This window comes from Longitalea arenae (genome assembly GCF_016924755.1).
Classification (GTDB): domain Bacteria; phylum Bacteroidota; class Bacteroidia; order Chitinophagales; family Chitinophagaceae; genus Niastella; species Niastella arenae.
The window spans coordinates 54,266-77,534 of record NZ_JAFFJX010000003.1; the positions used below are offsets into that span (position 1 = coordinate 54,266).

Genomic DNA, 23,269 nt, shown 5'->3' on the forward strand with positions numbered 1-23,269 from the left:
TCAGCGTGTTTTAATACCCAGGCCGACGGAATTGCTTTTCTCGACCTGGCCGTTCACATTTTCCAGCGACAGCTGAAAGGTCACGGGTGCTCCTGCCGGAACAGGCACCGTAAATTCGTAAGGATACGCTTTATCAATTAGCTGCTGTTCTTTACCATCCTGCGTTTTATATGTCATTGACACCTGGCGATATTTGTTATCATCGTCTTCGAGATACACATACAGGCGGCGATCGTAGGCGCCTATTTGAAACAATAAAGCATGTGCATTCCCTGCATCCAGCTTGATATAATCATTCGGGCAGCCGGCTTCGGTAGATAATAATCGTTCCTGGAAATGCGATTTCGCATGCACCCCGGTAATCGCAATGGCGGTTATGCCATTAGCATCCACCTGAACGGAGAAACTGCTGTCCTTCAATACCGGCTTTTGTTTGCCGGTAAAACACTGTATTTGACTCTTGCGGCCGGTGGTGACCCAGGCGGGATTGAGCACCCCTTTTGCGGTAACAGGCTGGTTCGACTGATTGGTAAATGCCAGCAGCAACCGATCGCCTTTACGGGCGGCCATATAATTCAATTCGGTATTATCTATCCGCAGCAAACGGGCAGGCATCCACAACTGCACGTTTTGCTCATCGTAGAACTTACCCTTTTGCATGCCATACATCTTGTTCTGCAGGTAGGCATACCCTTCTATATATTCGGAAGGAAAATCAATACGGCCGGCACTGCGCACGAAAGCATCGGTTACGAGGTAATCGAGCAGCATCGAAGCCATGGGCATAATATGATTGTAATGAAAAGAGTTTACGCTTTGATCGGTATGGACATGCAGCGGAAAGTCGGGCTTTTCATAAGCGGTCGTTCTTTCAGTATTGATATGATAGCCCGGGAAATTGCGGTAGCGGCCAATGATGGCGGCTTTTGCTACCTGCACCAGGAATGTATCGCGGGTATAATAACCGAGCCGCAGCATCCAGGGCGCGTAATTGGCCATAAAAATACCGCGGTGACCGGTGGCTGTACCCGAAGACTCGGGCGTTAACCCGATCTCCGATAAACGCCATGCCGGCGCCTTTTCTTCGGGATAATACATTTGTTTGTGCCCTTTAGATCTCAGGTACCAATACATGGGCGCCTTGCCACCTTTGTTTACTGTAACAAGGCTATCGGGAACACGTGGGCACATCCACGTGAACTGGCAATATTGGCGGCCGCCTTCATGGGCAGCAGTAAGATATTTCCGGTCGCCCGTCAACTCATACAATTGCAGGAACTCTATCCAGCGGCCAGTGAATGTAGGCCAGAAAAAATAACTGCCCTGCAGGGGATCATTAAACGTTGTTTGTGGTGTACGGATCCGTTGTTGCAGGTATTTGTCTGCCCCCATAATGGCTGTCTGCAAATAGCGCTTATCGCCGGTCGCTTTATACAACATCATGGCATTGATCCAGTTCCTGCCCTGCTCCTGATCGTCCATATTCCGCACCCTGGTGGTATTGTATTCCTTATGCGCCATTTGCAGGTAGAAGCCGTTCTTCCGGCCAAATACATTGTACAATGCCACCAGTTCCGACAAGGGGGCAATGGGTCCTTTTAACTTGCGTGAGGGGCTTTGGATCTTTTGGGTGCTGTCTAAGCTGAACAGGAACTTCTCCCTTGACAGCATGAATTCCATCAGGGGATATGCCCGCTTTTCGAACATGATGGAATCGTCCCGTACCAGCGCCAATTCCAATGGATTCAGGCTGGATACATTCTTCACAGCACCGGGCACATCGGTTGAGTAGGCACAGCCCTTTAAGCTGTCGATAAACCAGGCGTATGGCGACAGGGCATAATCGACCATATTATCCAAAGCCGTGTTCAGGGATGCAATATCATTCCGCCTGTAGTTGCCGAACCCAAACAGCTGCCGGGCGATCGCTTCATAAGTACCAGTTATATTGTTCGCTTCCGTTACGAGGTATAGAGAAAAATCAAAGCTGGCGCCTGGCGGCAAATGCGATAAATAACCACCGGGCAGAGGCGCATATAACTGCGGCTGCAACTGCTTTTCTTCATTCAGCAGGGATACGCCAAAACGGCTGTTGTTCAGGAGCGGCAAAGGCTGAAAGGGGAGCTCTTCCGCGGCCGCCAACACCCCAATGGTATGGGTTCCATCGTATACCATGGTCGCAGGCAAAGTAGCCATAAACGCCGGTGTACAATAGGCGGCATCAGGGATCCGCTTCTCCTGCCAGATCAATGGCTGCCAGATGCTCGCTGCTTTATCGCGCCCGGTCACGGGGGCGCCCGTATAACCAACACTGTAATATCCTGGCTGTAATGCCTTAAAAGTATATTTTAATAATGGATAGGGTTTTGTGCTGGTGATCAGCATCGCGGTCAATACAAACCTGTCGTTGGCGGGATAGGTGAAGAACAGCGTGTCGTCTTTTTGTGTAATCTCTTTCGCCGTTAATGCCGTTCGTTCGCCGGCATTATAAATATTGGCGGTGCGCCAGTCGGCTTTGGCTCGCAGAATGCGATCATCGAAACCGTCGCCAGCCATGGAAGCGTTCACTTTCTTTTGTTTAAAATCGGCTTTTGCACTATCGTTCACCTTCCAGGTAAGCACATTATAATTTACTTTCTGAATACCGGCAGGCTTTAGAGCCATATCTGGATTGGCGGCATTATATAAAACCACGAAAGATGGTAAAAAAGTATAAGCCATCTTTCCATTGGTTATGACCACCTTCTTGCCATGTAATTGCACTTGTTTCTGGGCCTTAGCGGATAGAACCAGCCAACAGCAACCAATCATCATTGCGCAATACTTGTTTATACAATTGCTCATCATCAATTATTCGCTTTTAGGTGTATAACCAATCCGCCTGCCGGCTGCAGCTTAAATCTTTTGAGGTCCGAAGCCTGCATTCGCCCGTCTGTTGTTACAAACCCACCGTCGCCAGCCGCATCAGACAGTACCTTAGATGTAAATGGTTTGTTCCCGCGCAGAAAAGAAGGCCTCAGCGCATAGGTAACAGCACTGTCTGTTCCATTGATCACCGCTATATACCAATCCTTTCCCTTTCGCCTGGCAAAAGCAGCCAGGGTGCCGATGCTGCTGCCGGGCAATACCCTGGTCTCATCCCAGGTGACGGGCAGGGTTCGTAATAAAGGAAGTACCGGGGCATAAGCTGGATCCTGTAATAAGGTGACCGGGCTTTCGGCCAGGCACTGAAATGGTGAGTTGAAAAGATATAAGAGGGCCAGTTGGTGCGTATTGGTAGTCTTTCCCCTGTTGGTAAAAAACCCGGGCGTGTAATCGCCATGTCCGCATAAAAAACGGGTAAAGGGTAGTGCCGCATTATGCCATGCCGGAATAGGCTCATTCATAATATTCAGCTCCATTCCCCGGATGCCTTCCCTTGACATTTCATTGGGATAAGTAACACTTTCACCGGTTGGCGCCTGGCAGCCATGAAAGACCACCATCATTTTGCGCTCCGCTGCGGCTTTCAACAATCCAATTTCAAAATCGATAAATGATCTGGCTTCACTGTTCATAAAATCGGTCTTGAGGCCAACTGCTCCCGCCCTACGAATACTATCGAGGAAGCGGTCGCGCTGTTGAACATCAAGCAGCTCTTTGGAATGTTTCCAAACCCATACGCCTACCTGCTTTTCTTTGGCATAATGACACAGGGCCTGCAATTCCTGCCATTTATTCTTCCATTTATGCTCCCATCCATCATCTATTAATGTATATTCAAAGTGCAGCGCACTGGCAGCGTCAATGAACTTTCGTTCTTCGGCGGGCTCCAGGTAATGTTCATTCCGGCTTATCCAGCTCCATACGGCTTTGCCGGGTTTAATATAACGTTGATCGGCAAATAGCTTTTTATCGGGCCTGGGGTTTAGGTTCTCTATCACCGTATTGTTGACCAATTCCTGCAAATTAGCGGCATACAGGATCACCCGCCAGGGTGTACGGCCATTTGATGAAATTGGAAAACCTGCAGTGTCTTCGGTGAAATTCACCTGTACTGTATTATTGCCAACCGCTTTCAACCGCATGCCGCTGTATTCATTCAACGCCGCTTCCGACAACACCATGTATTTCTTTGAAGGCAATTCAACAACAAGCGGTTTTCCCTGAATGGGTCCCTGGCTGGAAACAGTTGGCAACTGGCTCACATGCGTTCGCATCCACCATCCGGCATAGGATTTCAGTTTCCAATCGCTGTTCCTTTCGAAATACCACACGGAAGAATTTGCAGGCAGCGTAAAACTGGTAAGTTCCTTTTTAACGATTCTCGCACCATGTGTTTCCGGCAAATACCGGAAACCACAACCCTGGTCAAATAACCGGAACTCGAGCGTATCGGTAAAGTCATTTTGTTGTACAGTGATCAAATAGCCGTTGCAGTGATTCAGGGCCCTGTTATTGTTGATGCGGGAACTGCGGGTTTCCTGAACGGTATACCTGCGCACAATGCGGAGCTGCTTGCTGTTTATGCCGATTGTCCTGTTATCGAACGTTATTCCCAATTGCGCAGGGGTCAACAGGATCTGCCCGGCGGCTTTTACCGCATACATCAGCTTTCCATCGTTCAGGAATACCGTAGCTACCAGTTTTCTGTTAGGACTTTGCAGCAATAAAGTATCCGTCGCCAGAAGTACGGAACAATAGTTCAAAAAGCATATGGTAAGCAATAAACGCATGTATCAATCGTCAAATTTACCTTTGCAGGCAGCTTACCTGCAAAGGTTTTGTTACAAATAATTAGCGGGAATGTTCCCAATTGATGGGAATGTTCCCAACACAGCGCCTCTTTACTGACTCACTACATTCGTACTGTTGGTAACATGAATGTTCGAAGTCAGGGGTCTGATCTCTCCCGAGAACTGGTTGTTCAAAATGGTGCAGGCATTGGTCCGGTCGAGGTAAATGCCGTAATGCGCCCCAGTCAATGGGAACGTTGTTATATCGCTGACAAAATTGTTGTTCAATACCTTGCTCGATGATGCATTGAACAAGGTAATACCATGCTGCGAAAGGTTCCTGATCGTATTGCCGGTAATAAACAGGTTGGCGTGCTGCCGGTTCAACGCTATTGAATCCTGGTAACTGCTGCCCAGTTTTACGATCTTATGAAACACTACCTGTATGGATCCGGCTTTCATTCCAAGATTATCAAAACCGCAGTTCTGAATATCGTTGTTCTGGATCCACGCATCGCGGCTGTACAATCCATTCGTCCAGGAAGCCGCTTCATTATAAAAAGCCACGGCTGGTGATGAACAGCGGTAATAACGGTTATTGCTCACCATGCCTTTTGCAGAACGGATAATAGATCCCCTGCCCCGGATGGTGAACAGATTGTTATGGATCATAAATTTTTCATTGCGCAGCGACACATTGAACAATTGCACATTCTGTTGCAGATCAGCCAGGCCAAGATCGGTCATGGCGGCATAGTCGTCGGCCGGTATAGCCGGAGAGAAATTGATGCGGTAATTACCGCCGCTGACAATCACGGTATCTACTACAAAGGCCGGCTCGGCTACAAAACCGGTTTTTGGAATATACAGCTTGAACGTATGTCCTTTGGCCAGGTTCATGAAATCAGGCTTTACGGTCACACTGGTGGTGCTGTTCTTTGCCATCACAAACATGCCTTTGTTATACAGCGCCACCCCATCATCGGCATTGCCTACAAATGAGCAATTCTCTATCCAGGGCCCCACCAGGTTAGCGCGGCAATGCACGCCATCGGCATTGGCCGATACATAACGCGTGGTATCTTTCAGGGCCGCATGGCAGTTCAGTACTTTCATTTCACTGCCTTCATAGGAATAATAGCAACCGATCGGACTGGCGTAATTGATAATACTGTCGCAGGTGATATCAACACAATTGTAGGTACTGATAAAGGAACCTACGTTATCACGGGCTACAATGGCCAGGATATCACCCTTTGAAAAATATTGTCCGGAACTTGATCCCGGATGCACAATATGATACTGGTAGGGATCAATGTCGAATAAAGGGGTTACATCATCCGCGCTCAACCCAAACACATTACGCGGCACTTTTTTCAGACTGCCCCGGTTTGCCGGATCGAGTAAAAAAGCCCATGACCAGTGATTGGTAAAAGATGGATTGTTAAAGATAGCTGGATAATATGCATCGCTTTGTCCTGCTACCTGCCGCAAGCGCACCCGCACATCCAATGTATTGGGGTTTGTTTTATTTACGTCAATAACGTCGAGCAAAGCATGAGGCAAGGGATCCCAGTCGACTGTCAACTGCCGTATGGCTACCCGGTTCGAGTTCCGCAGTTTCATAAAACCCGTTTGCGGGTGATTGCGAATGATGATATTGGCATTATTCCCTTCAATGATCAGGTCATTCACGTTGGCCGTATCGATGGCAAACAGGCCGGTAATACCGGCATCGAAGGTATAGGTAGCGCTGGCCAGCTTCAATACAGCCGGTGTATTGCTGATGGCCTTGCGAAGGGTATCCTTAAATGCTTTCAACGAAGCCCCCGCCGGGATGGTATATACCCGGGCCGGAGCAGCCACGATATACGTAAAACGGGATGACCAGGCGCTGCTGTCAGTTGCAGTGGTATCGCGGGCGCGCACACGCCAGTATACTTTGCCTGCCGGCAAGGCGTTCACCGGTACAAAGCGGGTAATGTAGAGATTTTGCCTGCTGGTGAGCATTTGGGTGAATCCGGTATCCGTGGCTACCTCGATATCATAACTGTAAGCGCCGGTAACGGTTGACCAGGAAAAACCGGGGTTGCGTACATAACCGGTGCTGCCATTACCGGGGGCTAACAATACCGGTTTATTCAATGCCTGTGTTTGCCAGACGGCACCCAGCTGCAGCAGGCAGAGGATGATCAGGAATGGTTTGTTCTTTTTCATATGAAGCAATAGTTGATGGCTAATGGCAGGTAGCGGGAATTGGCTGGCCTTACTCAAAACTGACAGTTACAGTTTTCGTTTGTTCGCCCGCTTTTGCCTGAATGATACATGGCAGCGGCTTACCGGTATCGAGCTTGTAAAACGACCACTCATACGGATATTCTTTTTGGGTAACCGTTTTATCGCCACAGGAAACGGTGACAGCAGCATCCGGCAAAGGGGATGTTTCCAGGTAACCATAAATGGAATCCCAGCCGAAGGGCGAACGAATTCTAAACACATAACATTTACCCCAGGGTTCACCCAGGTCAATCACTTTCATCCCATTCTCTACGGGCGGAATAGTCGTTTCAACCGGTCTTTTAATCAGAGGAAATGAAATTGCCGCAAAACCTTTCCCCCCGAGCGCAACAGCGATGTTGCGGTTATTCAGGGTAGCGGATCTTTTCCTGCCGTTGCTGCTATAGAATCCGGCCGGTACCTTGTCATTGACCGGCACTTCCTTACCCAGGTCTATATTCGCCTGAAGGGCCGTAGCAGATTCGTTCATTAACATGATCCAAAAGCGGTTGCCGGAAATGGCGGTTACATAGTTCACCTGCGGCGTGTTAATGGTTACCAGGCCTTTTCTCATCCATAAGCATACGGCGGTATCGTCGTACACTCTCCCCTCGCCACCGCCGAAAATGCGATTATTGAACCATACAAAACCATCCTGTTTGCCATAGGGAAAATCTACGTTTCCATTGGATCGTTGTATGGCTTCGCTCACCACATAATCCAGGGTAAATGCCAAATGGGGTGGAATATGATGATAGTAGATCGAGCTTACATCGGGTCCTTTATAAGGGAAATCCGGTTGCATGGTGATATCGGTAAAACCCGACGCATAATACCCGGGGTAATTGGTAAAACGGCCGATAACAGCATTGCGCGCATAGGTATGGAAAATAGTACGCTTTGTGTGATTGAACAATCGCAGTAAATGCGGCGCCCAGCTGCTCATGAATACGGGCCGTACTGTTTTACCGGCATCAAAATAAGTAAAGGGTTGTTCGAATCCCAAACCAACCGGCGACACGAGACTTTGCGGCACCTGCTTTTCAGGTGCATCGCCAGGGGTTCGCGGAAAACCCAGGCGGTATTTCTTATTGCCTTTCCACCACAAGGTGGTATTGCCTTCAAACTCTCCGCCGGGATGGATCGCTTGCAAAGAATCTTTTACCAATGGAAAAGACCGGATGCCCGCCAGGGTGTGAAAAGCAGAGATCTCGGCCGCTTTCAGCCAGAACGGTTCTTTAGTTTCTTCGTACAGATCGAGCAGGTCCCACCAATACGCATAAAACGCCGCATTATAAAACGGCATCCGCGACAGGGGTTTGGTAAGTTTACCGTAGACCTGTGTTTTGATATACGTTTCGGCGCTTGTCCTGGCGGTATTCAACCATTTTTCTTCTTTTGTCAATCGCCAGGCAGCCAGTTGCTGGGTATACTCAGGCACTTCTACCGAATAACCTTTTGCATTCCGGATGCCGCCATTGGGCAGGGCAATCTCTTCCAGCCAGGGATTCGCTTCGCCCAACAACCGGTACAATCCTTCAAAATAATTGGTAGTGAACTGCGAATTAAACGGACTTAACCGCAAGGATTTACTATCACTGTTAAATGTAGTGCCTGATACTGCTTTCGCCCAGCGGAAACCACTGCGCGATAAAGTGTATTCAATGGTTGGTAAAGCCCGTTTGATATAGAAGTCTTCGTCGCGGCTCAGCACGGCAGCCGATACCAATGTTAACGGGGATGATTGCACTACCGTTGGCACAACGGCCGGATTGGCTTCGATGTCGTAGAAACCTTTTAACGATGCATTCCAGCCGGCGGCAGAATCATTCTTGATGAGATCGATCATATTGAATGCCGCCTCGGTCAATGAAGCCGTATGTTGGGAGCGGTAATCCTTTACCACATAAATACTGTCTGAAATATATTGAAGCGCATCGTTCCAGTTACCGGTCATAGCGCCAATAACAAAGTCGCGTTGAAGCGTAGCGCCTGCTTTTAGCTGCGAACCAGCCAGCCCCAGCACCGGTGCAAAAGCAATGGGTTGCACCTGGTTCAATTCATTCTTAACGGCAAAACCCATCGGACTGCTGTAAGCACTTCCCCATTCCAGCGGAAATGTATGAGCTGTTCCGGTGGCAAAACTAGTCCATAAGCCCTGCGGGGTCTTTGTTTCCACAATAGCGACCGGTTGCGGCATCATAGCGGAAGGCAGCAGCACCGGCTGCGGCGATAAACGCTGGTACTGGAACATGGGAGGGAGCTGTATATTGCTAACGCTATCCCGTACACTGCTTTGAAAAGCGGCGACACCCAGGCTGTAATACCCGTTGTGCGCGGGTGTGAGTTCAAGCGTTATTCCCAGATGCCTGTTGTTTGGTGCCAACCGCCAAAATCCTTTTACGATCCGTTCTCCATCAACGGCGTATTCCACTTCAATGGTACTGTTGTTTACCTGTTTGGCAGCTACCGGCATCGCTTGCTTCAAAACACCTGCCATAAAGGGGTTCATGGCATTATCCGCTTCCAGTAACCGGTATTCTTTGCCCTGGTGGGTGAAATGGGTAAACCCATTGGATCCGTTCCAGGAAAGAAAGAAATTACCAAAACCGGGTTGGGGATTGCTCGATTGTAACACATACACTTTATGATCTTCCTGCAAGGGATCCATACTGAGCCAACGGCCCTTTTGTTTGATCTCCGTTTTCACGGCCAGTCGCTTTTCAGCGCTTTTTACGGGCAGGAACCGCAGCCGGATGTAGTTATTTGATAAGGCGGCAACTGCCGCTGCTGCGGGGTCGATCGTTGCCGGCGGAGCCAGTACCGGGTACTGTAGCTCCGCTGCTTTTTGCGGAACGGGTTTTATTCTGTTTGTTACCAGGGCATTTAATGCCTGCGTATTTGGATCAGTATCGGTGGCCGTTAGCAAGATGGCATCACAACGGGCAAAATTGCCCCTGCTATCCACCAGCCTGATCACTGCTTCACCTGCCGGTAAGTGAAGCTGCCCTACTTTTTCCCAATAATAACCATCCTTACCATGTTTGCCGGACTCCTCCATTATATGTTCATTCACCTGCAAACGGCATAAACGGGTAGCCGGCCGGTCACCGGGATAATCAGCCGACCGCGTGTACACAAAATAGTTACCCGCCTGCTTAATTTGAATAACCGTAAGCGCATCCGCCGCTTTGCTTTTGCCACCTGCCATTACACGCATTATTCTTTCACCAGAAACGGCTTTGCCAACATGCTCTGTTACCCAACCGCCCTTGAATTGAAAATCTTCCGCCTCCAGCAGGTAGGATGGCTGGGCATAACCAGGAATACTGATCATCAGCATGATTACGATGTATAGTCTGTGCATAAACAACGTACCAGGATTTTATTTGTGTAGGGCTGTCTGAAATTGAGTTATTCAGTTCTTGAGTTATTCAGTTATCCAGTAATGCAGTTCGTAAGTGTATTAACTATAAACCACAAACGACAACGATAAACCACAAACCACAAACTATAAACTATAAACTATTTATAATGGATCGCTATCACATATACCCCATACGCCGGGATATTAACCGAATAGCTATTACCAGATTTTAACGGCTGTTTTTTACCGCTGGCACCGATGCCGGTTACGCGCTGCGCAGCGATCGTTCTATTGTTAAACACTTTATTGAGATCTACAGCAACGGAACTTTGCAATGTTTCATCATCATTATTCAACAAGAGCAGCCAGATCTTTTTTCCGGTGGTATCGATGGCGGCAAAATGATCGAGGTAAGGGCTTGCTGCGGTCAAGAGCCCCTGTTTCAGCAATAAGCTGGCCGGGGCGCCAAATACGGTACCAGGCGAAAATGCATAGGTTTGATGAGGCCCCACTTTGGGCGTGATAAATCCACGCGGGAAGCTGATCTTTCCTTCGCTCCGCAGCGCCAGTTCTGATAAGAGGTAATCGGTGATCCAGCCGATCTGCCACCAGGCATGATGTGGGTACGGACCAGCACCGCTGTCCATTGCATCCCAGTAATAGGAGGCCACACTGGTTTTCTTATCGACGAATGCATCGCGGCCCAATGCAGCCGCTCTTGCCATCGTTAAAAAAAGCGAATCGCGGGTGAGCGCATACATTCTGATGAACATCCCCGCATGACTGGCCAGCAGGATCGGCCCCCGATGATTGGCAGAACCAATGCTGCCGCCATGTTCAAAGCTCAATCCCACTTCACTGATCTCCCAATCCTGTTTTGTTTGCCCCTTCACTATTTTTTCTTTCCGGTCAGGAATGGGATGTGTATAAACAGAGGTGGTATATAAGCGCGCTGTCTGAATAGCCGCCTGCAAATATTTTTTCTCTTTTGTAAGATCATACAGATCGAGCAAAGCCTGGGCGCTTTGGCCTGTAGCAAAATCAGGCGCAAAACGGGTATCGCCGCAGACGCCGGTAAAATGGCCTTTGTTAACGGCATTGGTAATGTACCAGTCGGCGCCCTTACGGGCTGCGTCCAGATATTTTTTATCGCCCAGGATCTTATAAGCGATCACCAAACCATAAAAGGTAGGCCGCAGATCATCGATGTCTGTAAATAAAGGCTGCCGGGTGTTGGGGTCATAGGCCACTGCCCACTGGCCATTAAGCTTCATCCAGGATAAGAGTTTGTCAGCCGCCGCCTGCAATTCTTTTTTCAATGCAAGGTCACCCGGTTCAAACAACAATACATTGCCGATATCCATCAGCATGTAATAGGTGGTGCCAATGGGTTCCACGTAAGGGCCCCACTCCTCGGTAAACCGCTTGCTTTGTGTAAGATAATATTGTCCCGCTGCGGCGCCGTGAAAGAAACCTGCAGCCGTATCCTGTTGCGCCAATTTAAAATTGCGCACATAGGGCAGGCGGGTTTGCATCAATACACTGTCCTGCGTTATATTGGCGAGCATCCACATGGCGCCATAGTCGGCATTTTTGACGGCATCTTTTTGCGAGCCATATACACCACCCAGGTATTGTTGAGCGCCAATGGGCATACCACGATATTGTTCCACTTTCCATTTGGAAGTACTATCGTCAACCACATATCGCTGCATCGATAAAATGCGATCGGTAAGCGACTGCCTGGTTTCTTTCAAGGCCATAAAACCGGGCAGCCGGTAAATATCATTGGCTGCATGTTTGTATACGGTGTACCAGTCGGCCGCCTGTACTGAATACCTGAATTCGAACTGAACACTATCACCGCTTTTCAGCAATGACTTTTTCTGGCCCAGCACCGGATACCAGGCAACCGGTGTCAATTGCGCCCGGCGGTTCATGAGCGAGAGCCCTAAATGCCAGTCCGCATGCGTTTTTCTATCTTTTTCCCAGGGATCGCGGCTTGTTCCGGGGGCTGGTATAACAGCCATGGTTATTCCCTGGCGGTTAGAAATAAGGGGCGATAAAGTGGAAGCCGTTCGGTCATGGGTTATAACCGGTTTACCGGGAATACCCTGTCCGTATGCATAGGCTTTGATAAAGTCCTTTTGAATACTATTACCCTGGAAATGCCCAGGCACCATTCCCCAGGCCAGTTCCTTATTCGATACGATCGCCAATGATGGCGAGGCTATGGAAAAATAACCATCCTGTTTAGCTGTCAGCGTAATTTTTACCAGCACATCCGTTGCGTAGCGGGCATCCAGCTGCCATACGGCTTTTATGCTTGCCTGCTTTTCCTCTTGTGTAAACACTAATACTTTATTCCCGGCCCTCATTTGCGCAGGATAAAAATGAATGGCTTCGCCCGCTGTGTTCATGGCTACGGGTTGAACCGCTTCCTTCCATACAGGAATGATGTAGCGGTATTGCGGCTCCGGGAAAACACGCGGCAGCTGGTTCTCATCGAAAATGGTCACCGGTGTTGTATCGGGCTTTTGTGCGGAATACAGTACGGTGTATTCGCCGCTTGTTCCGGCCACCGGCATCCATTGATCGTTCTTGCGTACGGATAATTGTTTCAACTGCCAGCCACCGGCGCCTTTCTGCCACGACAATTGTAAGCGGTCCGATGACAGGTTTATCGTATTGGGCACAGGTTGTTCAGCCTGCATTCCACAAGACAATAACAGGGCGCTGCACAGAAAAAGCACCCATTGACTAATTGTATGTTTATTATGAGTTCGCATGCGTTTACATTGTTCAGCTTTCTTCCACTATTGCTGGCGTTTTTGCCGCTTTTGTTTCCGGCATCAGCTTCAGTTTATTGGATGCCCGCAAGGGTATCAGGGCAGCAAGCAAAATAACAGCCGCGATCCCTGTTACGATCTTGCCGCCCGCCATTGTAAGAGCACTTAGGATAAATAGCAAAAGGGCAATAAAGGCCAGTGAGAAAGCGATCACCCGCAGCCCGAAGCGATTCTGCCGTTTGATCTCCCGGGCTTCTTCAGCGCTTGCCTGCTGCGCTTCCTGTTTACGCTGCGCGCGTTGTTGTTTGAACCGGAGGTATTGATCAGATGTGATGCCCCGGTTATGTGCATACCATTCGTATAGCGCCAGCATTAAAAAAGGCAGTCCCACCCCTACCAGCATTTCTGTCCCGCGGCTCAATTTAAAACCTGCGGTAAGCGGCAGCAGCATCTTACATACCAGGTTCACCCCTAATGACAGCAGCGTCACAAACATGGTGGCTTTGCCTGAGAGCCTTTTTGAGAACAGGGCCCAGATCGGTGGCGCCAAAAGCGGACCGCCGGTGATGGCGCCAATGCTCAGGGTAAATTCCACGATGCCGCCGATATAGGGAACGATCAATGCAATAGCGATCATGCCCAGCCCAAAAAACCAGGATGAGATCCGCGCTACCCGGATCAGTTTTCGATCCGATGCATTGGGATTGATATTGGACTTATAAATATCGTTGGTAAATACTGCCGACACTACGTTCAACGCGGTATTGGCAGAGGCAGAGGTAGAGAAATACATACCGGTAAGGATCAGCCCCATTAATCCCGCCGGTAATACATGCCGGCAGATCATGAGATAAGCATTTTCTGTATCTAAGCCGGTTAAGGATGGATTGATGGTCTTATAAACCATCGGTGGCAGCATCCATAAGATCGGACTGATAATATATAACCCGGCAAAAAGATAAGCCACTTTGGAAGCCGATTTGGGGGTATCAACGCTTGTATAGCGTTGCACGAAGGTCCAGTTGCCCCCAATATAAAAAATATGATAGAGTGCGAAGGCGAGCATGAATCCCCAGGTAAAATCTCCATTTACCACATTGAAAAAATCAGCAGGCGCCTGTTGCAGGAAATTCTCTACTCCATTGGTCGCCTGAAATGCCAGGGGAATAATGATAAGAATGGCAGCAGTGAGAATAACGAATTGCAGGATATCTGTAACCATCACGGCCCAGAGCCCCCCAACTGCCGTATATGCTATCATAAATAAACCAAGTACAATGGTTGCCGGTATCAGGGGAAATCCCAATGATGATGCTACCAGCTTGGATACGGAATACAATACCGAACCTTTGATGAACAGGGAAACCAGCATGAAGATGTAGATATAGGTCTTTTGCACCTTCTCCCCTAACCTTTCGCGAATAAATTCCGCCGCTGTGAGATTCCCGGTAGCTTTCCATTTGGGCGCCAGGTACAGGCCGGTGATCAAACCACCGATACACATGGTCCATTGAATGGTGATGGCCACCCAGCCATGCTGATAGGCAATGGAGCCCCAGGCCACAAAAGTGCCGGCAGAGAAAAAGCTCATGAAAAGCGAAAGCCCGCCAATGAACCAGGGCACGGCCTCCCCTCCCGCAAAAAAGGATCGCAGGTTCCTGCCTGTTCGGGCAAACAGGAAGCCGATCAGCATGATGAAGACCGAGAACACAATAATGACAGCGGTATCGATGGTTGGATTCATTAATCGCTAATTTGCTGATGTGCTAATGTGCTAATTTGCTAATGAAATACAGTTCCAATGATCAATGAGACTGTGACCTGTAAGGTGTCTTCTTTTATGCTTGCACTGATAGGAAGTTTAAAGGCACCTGACAGGTCAGCACCATTGTCTAAGGAACTATTGTAAGTGTAATCTCTTTCACTACCCGTTCCACATTCTCATAAGAGGCATTGGTGGCTTCAAATACTGCCTTGTATGTGCCCGGTTTGGTATACACGCCGGTAGCTGCATATTTATCCAGGTTCACCGTAATATTTTTTATGGCTATTCCTCTATCGGGTGTAACGGCGGTCGGGTTGAAACTCTTGGTCAGGATCCAATCATCGTCCAGGGCATTGTTGCTGCCCTGCATCAACAGCTGGGCGCTGGTAATTGACCATACAGCGGCCGGATTCTTAAAATCCACCGCTTTCCAACCGGCAGTAGCCATAGTGGCCATGGAAGTAATGCTTCCATCTTCTGCCTGGTTATCGGCATTGAAGGTGCGCACCACCCAGCGGTTCTGGCTCATAATGCTGGTGGTCACATAGCGGAACGCAAGGGTTACCGCTTTGTTACCGGCCGTAAATTCCGACATATCCAAAGTACCCGATTGGGTCTGGTCTGCCCCCGACGACAAAACCGCCCGGCTTGTTATGTCGGTCCAGCTAGCTTGTTTCACGTTCGTTGTATCGTAGATGCCATTGAAATCATTTGATACCAGTACCGTTAAATTGTTCCGGATCCCAAACTGCTGATAGGTATTGAATTTCATCAGCAATTTATTACCCACCGTGAACAGGCGGTCTTTATATTCATACTGCCGCCCGGGTGTACCGGGCCAAAAGACGATATTCTGCGGATTACCGGTAAATTCGAACACGATCGTATCCCCTACTTTAAAGGTGGTTGAAGCCAGATGCACGTCAAAATCGGGTGCATCTACGCGGTCTCTTTTTGTGCAGGCGAAGATCACGAGGCTTAACGTAAGCGGCATAATATATTTGGTGCTGCGCATGGTGTCCATTTAAAAGTGATTACCAACCGGGGTTTTGTGAGATGTATGGGTTCACAGAGATTTCGCTGTTCGGGATGGGGAACAATACACTTCGGGAAGTGACCCGGCTTGCCTGGGCAATGGCCGGAGCCGATAAGGCAGATGGCATGGTGGCCCTGTAATCGGCCACTAGTTGCTCCATCGTGGTAACGTACATCCCCCATCGAACAAGATCGTGTTTCCTTATGCCTTCAAAAGCCAGCTCACAAAATCTTTCTTTTTTTATCGCTTCCAGAAAATCAATGGTTGACAAACCCGCCGGCAGATCGGCCGTTGCATCGGGTGCACCAGGAGGTTTCTGATAAGCCCGCCGGCGTACCATATTCACTGCATCATAAGCAGCGCTTGTGGGGCCGTTCAAATGATTTTCCGCTTCTGCAAACATCAGCAGTACATCTGAATACCGGATCATGGGAAAATTTATCGGGGTAAAATCCTGGCTTTTCGGTTTGAACAGTTCGTATTCCCTTCTCCATTTACCGGCGCTTCTCTCATAGATCTGGGTCGCGGTCCAGTTTGTTCGGGTAACCGGTGCCGAGGTGCCCGAGCCATTGGGCACAAAGCGGTAAGGAGCAATGGTCCAGTCTCGGCGTTGATCGCCCGCGCCATAAGCATTGTATAATTTAGCAGTTGTATGCACATAATCGTATGCATAGCCGGTATCAATATTCGGGCAATACACACCCATCCAGGACCCCAGGTAACTGCTTTCGCGGATCTGCTCCTGGTTATTGCCATAATACTCTACTTCCCACAAGCATTCCTTGATATCATATTTATCCTGGGCATGATTGATGAAGATCTGCTGAAAACTGTTGTTCAATGCATGTTCATTCGATTGCATCACTTTCACTGCATAACTGCGGGCATCTGCATAGCGGGCTTCATCATACAACGGATAACCGGCCATGGTAAGATAAACCCGGGCCAGCATGGCCTGTACCGCGGTTTTACTGATCCGGCCATTGTAGCCATAATCAGAGATCTTCCGCACCAGGCCTTCCGCTTCCTGCATATCCTGCACGATCCGGGCATATACTTCGGTGATGGATGATCGCGGCAATGGGGGTTCGGTAGGTGACTCCATAGGCACCGTGCGCAAGGGAACGGCCCCGAAATTGTCTACCAATACAAAGTAGTAAAAGCCGCGCAGGAACAGGGCCTGCCCTTTTACTTCATTCTTTGCAGAATCACTTACCTGCGCTTTATCAAGATTGGCCAGCAGCATATTGGCGCGCTCGATCCCGGTGTACAGGGCTTCCCAGCAACGGTTCAGCTCCAGCATGGAGGCGTCGATGGTATTTGACATATACCCTGTCGTTTGTCCTTTCAGAAAGAATTCATCGCTGAACGAGAGGTAGCCATATAACGCCGAACCGTAGGTGCGGCGATCGCCCAGGCGGTCGTATACGGCGCTCAGGGCCCTGTCGAGATCGGTTTGGGTGCGGTAATAGTTGTCGGGGGTAACCGAATCTGTAGGCTTTGTATCCAGGAATTTTTTACAACTGATCAGGCATACCATTACCAAAACCGGTACAACAAGCAGGCTATATTTAATATTCACTTTACCGTTTTTCATTTCCAGGCAATTTATCGTTAGAAGGTTACATTTAAGCCCAGGGTGAGCGTTCTGGCCTTTGGATAGGCCGACCAATCGAAGCCGGGTGTAAGCGCGCTGTTCCTTACAGACACTTCCGGGTCAACACCGGAGTAGTTGGTCCAGGTAACCAGGTTTTGGGCAGCGGCATAGAGCCGGATATTTTTGATCTTTATTTTTTTCAGGGTGGCGGCAGGCAGGTTATAACCCAGGGCCACTGTTTTTAATCTAAGGAACGAGCCGTCCTCAATGATCCGCGTAGAATACACGTTCGGGCTCGACACGCCGGCTGCTGGCATATTGGTATTGGTATTCTCCGGCGTCCAGCGGTTCTCGAAAGATTTGAACATGTTCAGGAAAGGCCTGGCTTCTGCGCCTTCGAATACAATGCGGTTGGCGTTTAAAATATCATTTCCATAAGACCACTGGAAGAAAACGTTCAGGTCGAAATTGTTATAACGGAAATTGTTCGAAAAGCCGCCGATATGAATAGGGATGGGATTTCCAATATAGGTCTGGTCATTGGCATCCACTACGCCATCATTATTGATGTCTCGGTACTTTATATACCCTGGTTTTATCAGCGAACGGTCGAGCCCGTTATTCGGCACATCTTCCCGCAGTACATAGGTACCGTTCGGCATCAGGTTGAAATCTTCATACTGGTAAAGCCCGTCGAACAGGTAACCCATGAACAAGGCTACCGGCATACCAGGCCGGGCCAGGTAGGGCAATGAGTTATTGAAGTTGTCGTTCCATACTACGCGTGTGGTAAGGCTGGGCTGATCATAATTCAGCTCCATTATTTTATTCCGGTTGAAGGCGATGTTAAAGTTCGTGCTCCAGGTGAATTTCCTGTTATCGATATTTACGGTATTCAACGTGAATTCGAGCCCCTGGTTACTTACTTTACCAATGTTCTTATACCCGGTCAAATAACCGGTTGAAGAAGGTAGGGACGCATTCAGCAGCAGGTCTTTGGTCACTTTGTAGTAATAATCGGCGGTAAAACTGATGCGGTTATTCAACAAACCCACATCCAGCCCCAGGTTTGTTTGCGCGGTGGGTTCCCATTTCAATTCCTTATTACCTACTTCTACCGGCGCCGAACCGGGGATGTGGGTGTTATTGAAATAATAACCCGGCGTTGTATTGGCGCTTCCATTGGTAAAACCGGTTTGCCGCAATACACTCAGGTAAGCAAAATCAGCTACCCGGTTATTGCCGGTCACTCCATAGCCTACCCGTAGTTTGGCTTCGGAGATCTGGGGAATGCCTTTCATAAATCGCTCTTCATGAATGCGCCAGGCAAAACTCCCGGAAGGGAAATAAGCCCATTTGTTACCGGCTGCAAATTTCGAGGATCCATCGGCCCGGAAGGAAGCAGTGAAGAGGTATTTCGAAAACAAGGTATACATGGCGCGGCCGAGGAAAGAAGCCACGGCTGCTTCAGATTCCGACGATACATTCAAAATGGGGATACCTTCATCGAGGCCGCTGATGCCTAGGAACTCATTGGGTACCTTGTTGGCTGTAAAGCCATCTGTTATGGTAGTTATCTTCTGCAGGGTGAAACCACCTACCAGGTTCAGGTAATGGTTCTTATTAAAACGGCGGTTCCAGGTAAGCGTATTTTCATTCAGCCAGCTGTTGACGGTATTGTTGTTCACAGAGCCGTTTATGCCATTGGTTTGGCCATATACCGTAAGCGGATTACCGGCCGAGGTCTTTGAATTGTTGAAGATCTCCCGGCGCACGGCGTTCCGGGTGATACCGCCGGTTACCCGCAGGGTGAAATTTTTCAGGAACTTGTATTCCAGGTAAGCATTTGAAAACAGCGCGCTGGTAAAGGCGACATTATAGGCATTTTGCGCCTGTACCACGGGATTTACCCGCAGGTCGACCGTACTGGTAATATTCGGATCAAAAGGATCATCGGCAAATGACAGATCAGCTATGGAGTCACCGGTAAGCGGGCGGTAACCCCAGGCGCTGTAAAAAGCATAGGAAGATGCATTGATGCCATTGTCGCCGCCATTGGTTGCTATCTGACCGTTTGTGCGAAGCGATGAATAATTTACCGTAACACCTACTTTCAGCTTTGTGCTCACCGTTTGATCAAGCGCTACACGGCCCTGTGCCCGGCGGAAACCACTGTTCAGCAAAAGACCCTCCTGGTCGAGCAGAGAACCGGAGATAACATATTTCGTTTTATCGGTACCGCCGCTGATCGATAGCGTATGATTGGTCATTGGGGCGGTGCGCAACATTTTATCCTGCCAGTTAACCCCGGCAGCATCTTTGTAGAAGTCGAGCGTTTTTCCATTTTTCAGGTAAGTGGTCGTGGCCGAGGTGGGATTCAACTCGAACTGGTATTTTACAAATTCATAAGGACTCATCACCTCCTGCCGTTTTATCTCCTGTTGCCAGCCATACCAGCCATTGTAGGTAACCACTGGCGCTCCCACTTTTCCTTTTTTCGTGGTAATGATGACAACGCCATTGGCGCCACGCGCACCATAAATGGCGGTGGCCGATGCGTCTTTCAAAACTTCGATAGATTCAATCTCATCGGGGTTGAAAACATTATTGGCCGGATTCTCTATGGGAAAGCCATCGATCACATATAATGGGGAATTGCTTTGCGTGATAGAATTGCCGCCGCGGATAACGATCAGGTTGGCATTGCCAGGCTGCCCGTCTACAGCCGATACCTGAACGCCGGCCACCCGGCCGCCCAGGGCGTCTTCAATGGAAGCCACCGGCGCTTTCTTCACATCCGGCATCCGCACCTGGCCAACAGAACCGGTCAGGTCTTTTTTCCGCACACTGCCATAGCCGATAACGATCACATCGTCGAGGTCTTTCAGGCTGGTTTCCAGTTTCACATTATAAATTGTACTGGTGGCATTTAATCGCAGCTGTTTCGGCGTAAACCCTACAGATGAAAAATTAAGTACAAGCCCTGTAGTGCTGTTAAGTGGAATACTGTAGTAACCCTCTTCATTGGTGGTAGCAGTGATGGATTTCCCTTTCACGGAGACCGTGACGCCTTCCAGCGGTTCATTGTTCAGATCGGTCACTTTACCGGTAATTATTTTGGATGGCGCAACGCTATTGGTATCAGATGGCGCTTTTTGCGCCTTTGCGGCAGTGGTCAAGAGCAGAAAAGCAGTTAGAATCGCTGGTACAATCGCAGGCAATGTTTTTTTCATACGGCAATGTTCTATAACAAAAATGCCAAATACATTCAGCAGAACAAAATAAGTAACAATTAATTTATCGTGGGAACATTCCCATTTTACGGGAACATTCCCAATGTAACTTTAATTTGTTTTCTTTGCCTGTACCAATTTTCGTAATCAACCATATGAAGCGTCACCAGGTAACGATTGTAGACATTGCGCAGCAATTGAATCTATCCAAATCAACGGTTTCCCGCGTACTCACCGGACATCCCAGCGTAAGCGAAAAAACGCGCAAGGCCGTGATGGAACTGGCCGAGAAGATGGACTACCAGCGCAATATGCTTTCCATCAGTCTGCTCAATAAAAAAAGCAATACCATCGGCATTATTGTGCCCGAATTCATGAGCTCCTATTTCCCGCAGGTGATCATTGGCGCACAGGAAATCGCCGCCCAGGAAGGTTATAACACGATCATTTGCCATAGTAACGAGCATTATGAAACCGAAGTGGCCAATACCAAACTCATGCTGGCCAACCAGGTTGATGGCGTGCTGGTTTCCCTTACCAAGGAAACCAGAAATTTCGATCACCTGAAAGTATTTGAACGTAAAGGCATTCCCATCGTGTTCTTCAACCGGGTTTGTGAAGACATGAGCGTGCCGAAAGTAGTGGTAGATGATTATGAAGGCGCTTTCCGCGCCGTGGAGCACCTGATCAAAAGAAACAAAAAGCGGATCGCGCATCTTGCCGGCCCCGACTCGCTGCCCATCAGTGTGAAACGATTGCGGGGATATCGCGACGCCCTCAAAAAATACGAGATCCCCGTCGATGAGGAGCTCATCATTCCCTATGATCTTACGCTCACCAAAGTAAAAATCTATGTGAACCATTTGCTGCAGCTCGACAATCCGCCCGATGCCATTTTCGCCATCAATGATCCCACCGCCATTGAAGCGCTGCGCATCATTCGCAAAAAAGGATTGCGCGTACCGGAGGATATCGCGGTGGTGGGTTTCAGCAATGATTATGTGTCTGAACTGATCGATCCGCCGTTGACCACCGTATCGCAACCGGTGAAGGAGATCGGCAGTACCGCCGCCCGCCTGCTGATCGATCAGATCAACCGGGATATCTCGGAATGGAAATCGATCATCCGCGTGCTGAAAACGGAACTGATCATTCGCAAATCGAGCTAGTATGCGCTGCATGGCGCTCAAAAAAAAGAGCCTGCAAATTTTCATCTACAGACTCTGGAGTTGGGAATTTTAAGGGTTGAACTATTTTCCCCAGATAATTTTAGTTGTGATATTTTCGCTTTTCACAGTACTGATTCTCATTATGGCGCAACATTGTGGGTGTGGCCGGATAATTTTTCCACTTTAACCCCGCCCTTGGCATCGGGTGTTATTTTAACCCAGCCTTTCTCACTATAGCGCTTAGGCGTAGTACCATCGCCCAGGCCGTGAAAACTGGTTCTTCCCCTGGCGGCGGTAACTTCCTTACCCGTTGCCTTAGCCACCTCGGCCGCGAAGGTTTCCGTTTCTTTCAGTTTTTCATCGTCGGCAGATCTGCACCCGCCTAAAATGATGGTAGCATCCTTTGAAAATTTGATCTGCCCCTTGTCTACTTTCTCTTTTAACTCGGCCACGGTGGTGCCGCCCTTGCCAACCGGCGCATTTCCATCCTTACCGGCCCTGTTCTCACCTACATAGATACCCGAGTTGGGATCTTCACCGCCTAACCCGGTAGGCACGCCATGGTGAAGGATAGTGAGTTTTTTGATCTCCCCTACTTTGGTTAGTTTATCCAGCAACTCTTTACCGTTTTTTACCTTAATGATCGTGTAACCGGCTTTTTTCGCCGCCTCTATATTCTGGTTGTATTCATTCTGCGATACCGGTTTTTTTTCGTTGTGAATAACAATGGCTATTTTTCCGTTACCAGCAGGTTTTTGAGCGGTTTTTTTCGGTTTAGTATCCGCCTTCTTTTTGGCCGACCCGGTTTTCTTCTCTGCCCTAGGAGGGGCCTTTTTTTTCTTTGGTTCCGTTTGGGTGCCTTCAGGATCCCGGTAGCCGATGGGGTTGATGCCCAGATATGCATACATATTTATTCCATCACCAATGCCTATGGGGTCTGCTGAGAGCCAGCAGGCCAGCCACGGCACATAATATCTTGCCTGGTGATAATTAAAGCCGCTTTCTTCATCCCTTTCCATGCCGGTATAGCGGTATCGTTTGGCCGGCACCTGGCGCGATGCATCGGTAGCCTGGTAAGCCGTGGTGCCAAAGGGATGGTATTCTTCATAGGAAATAATATTTCCCAGCTCATCCAGTTCCAGGCAGGCCGACTGAAGGTGATCGTTATATTGAAATCTTATTAACTGCTGCGGCGAACCATCATTGCCGGCGGTACGGGTATCAACCATTGCAATGCGCCGTTTGTCATCGGTAATGTGCAGGGTTTCCCGCTCCAGCTCTTTGTTATTGGTGTTGATATCATACACGCGGAAGATCTCCA

General features: G+C 48.9%; 11 protein-coding genes. 1 reads left to right on the forward strand and 10 read right to left on the reverse strand.

Annotation, left to right across the window (positions count from 1 at the left end):
• The 9 genes from JT717_RS09065 to JT717_RS09105 all read right to left on the reverse strand — a co-directional run bounded on the left by JT717_RS09065 (nt 1) and on the right by JT717_RS09105 (nt 20,779).
• Nucleotides 1–2,721: a glycoside hydrolase family protein gene (locus JT717_RS09065; protein WP_205509905.1), complete on the reverse strand. Its 2,721-nt coding sequence runs from the start codon at nt 2,719–2,721 to the stop codon at nt 1–3.
• Between the two features lie 125 nt (nt 2,722–2,846).
• On the reverse strand, nt 2,847–4,715 hold the full coding sequence (locus JT717_RS09070) for a glycoside hydrolase family 97 protein (RefSeq protein WP_205509906.1): 1,869 nt from the start codon (nt 4,713–4,715) through the stop codon (nt 2,847–2,849).
• Between the two features lie 111 nt (nt 4,716–4,826).
• Complete coding sequence (locus JT717_RS09075) at nt 4,827–6,932, reverse strand: right-handed parallel beta-helix repeat-containing protein (RefSeq protein ID WP_205509907.1); 2,106 nt, start codon at nt 6,930–6,932, stop codon at nt 4,827–4,829.
• A 49-nt stretch (nt 6,933–6,981) separates the two neighbouring features.
• Nucleotides 6,982–10,359 carry a hypothetical protein gene (locus JT717_RS09080; RefSeq protein ID WP_205509908.1) on the reverse strand — a complete coding sequence of 1,126 codons (3,378 nt, stop codon included), beginning with the start codon at nt 10,357–10,359 and terminating at the stop codon, nt 6,982–6,984.
• A gap of 158 nt (nt 10,360–10,517) precedes the next feature.
• Nucleotides 10,518–13,148 carry a glycerophosphoryl diester phosphodiesterase gene (locus tag JT717_RS09085; protein WP_205509909.1) on the reverse strand — a complete coding sequence of 877 codons (2,631 nt, stop codon included), beginning with the start codon at nt 13,146–13,148 and terminating at the stop codon, nt 10,518–10,520.
• A gap of 13 nt (nt 13,149–13,161) precedes the next feature.
• Nucleotides 13,162–14,892 carry a sodium:solute symporter family protein gene (locus JT717_RS09090; RefSeq protein ID WP_205509910.1) on the reverse strand — a complete coding sequence of 577 codons (1,731 nt, stop codon included), beginning with the start codon at nt 14,890–14,892 and terminating at the stop codon, nt 13,162–13,164.
• 148 nt (nt 14,893–15,040) lie between these two features.
• Nucleotides 15,041–15,928, reverse strand: coding sequence for a DUF5017 domain-containing protein (locus JT717_RS09095; RefSeq protein ID WP_205509911.1), 888 nt, complete (start codon nt 15,926–15,928; stop codon nt 15,041–15,043).
• Nucleotides 15,929–15,947: 19 nt separating this feature from the next.
• On the reverse strand, nt 15,948–17,546 hold the full coding sequence (locus tag JT717_RS09100) for a RagB/SusD family nutrient uptake outer membrane protein (protein WP_240347918.1): 1,599 nt from the start codon (nt 17,544–17,546) through the stop codon (nt 15,948–15,950).
• Nucleotides 17,547–17,563: 17 nt separating this feature from the next.
• Nucleotides 17,564–20,779: a SusC/RagA family TonB-linked outer membrane protein gene (locus tag JT717_RS09105; RefSeq protein WP_205509912.1), complete on the reverse strand. Its 3,216-nt coding sequence runs from the start codon at nt 20,777–20,779 to the stop codon at nt 17,564–17,566.
• Nucleotides 20,780–20,934: 155 nt separating this feature from the next.
• Here JT717_RS09105 and JT717_RS09110 point away from each other — a divergent pair, with 155 nt between their 5' ends.
• Nucleotides 20,935–21,948, forward strand: a complete 1,014-nt coding sequence (locus tag JT717_RS09110) for a LacI family DNA-binding transcriptional regulator (protein WP_205509913.1) — start codon at nt 20,935–20,937, stop codon at nt 21,946–21,948.
• 140 nt (nt 21,949–22,088) lie between these two features.
• Here the strand turns inward: JT717_RS09110 and JT717_RS09115 are convergent, their stop codons facing one another.
• Complete coding sequence (locus JT717_RS09115) at nt 22,089–23,255, reverse strand: RHS repeat-associated core domain-containing protein (protein WP_205509914.1); 1,167 nt, start codon at nt 23,253–23,255, stop codon at nt 22,089–22,091.
• Nucleotides 23,256–23,269: the final 14 nt, after the last annotated feature.

Coding starts and splice junctions, on each gene's coding strand:
- JT717_RS09095 (WP_205509911.1), bottom strand. CDS start 15,928: ATGCGCAGCACCAAATATATTATGCCGCTTACGTTAAGCCTCGTGATC.
- JT717_RS09090 (WP_205509910.1), bottom strand. CDS start 14,892: ATGAATCCAACCATCGATACCGCTGTCATTATTGTGTTCTCGGTCTTC.
- JT717_RS09065 (WP_205509905.1), bottom strand. CDS start 2,721: ATGGCTTATACTTTTTTACCATCTTTCGTGGTTTTATATAATGCCGCC.
- JT717_RS09080 (WP_205509908.1), bottom strand. CDS start 10,359: ATGCACAGACTATACATCGTAATCATGCTGATGATCAGTATTCCTGGT.
- JT717_RS09075 (WP_205509907.1), bottom strand. CDS start 6,932: ATGAAAAAGAACAAACCATTCCTGATCATCCTCTGCCTGCTGCAGCTG.
- JT717_RS09110 (WP_205509913.1), top strand. CDS start 20,935: ATGAAGCGTCACCAGGTAACGATTGTAGACATTGCGCAGCAATTGAAT.
- JT717_RS09085 (WP_205509909.1), bottom strand. CDS start 13,148: ATGCGAACTCATAATAAACATACAATTAGTCAATGGGTGCTTTTTCTG.
- JT717_RS09070 (WP_205509906.1), bottom strand. CDS start 4,715: ATGCGTTTATTGCTTACCATATGCTTTTTGAACTATTGTTCCGTACTT.
- JT717_RS09105 (WP_205509912.1), bottom strand. CDS start 20,779: ATGAAAAAAACATTGCCTGCGATTGTACCAGCGATTCTAACTGCTTTT.
- JT717_RS09100 (WP_240347918.1), bottom strand. CDS start 17,546: ATGAAAAACGGTAAAGTGAATATTAAATATAGCCTGCTTGTTGTACCG.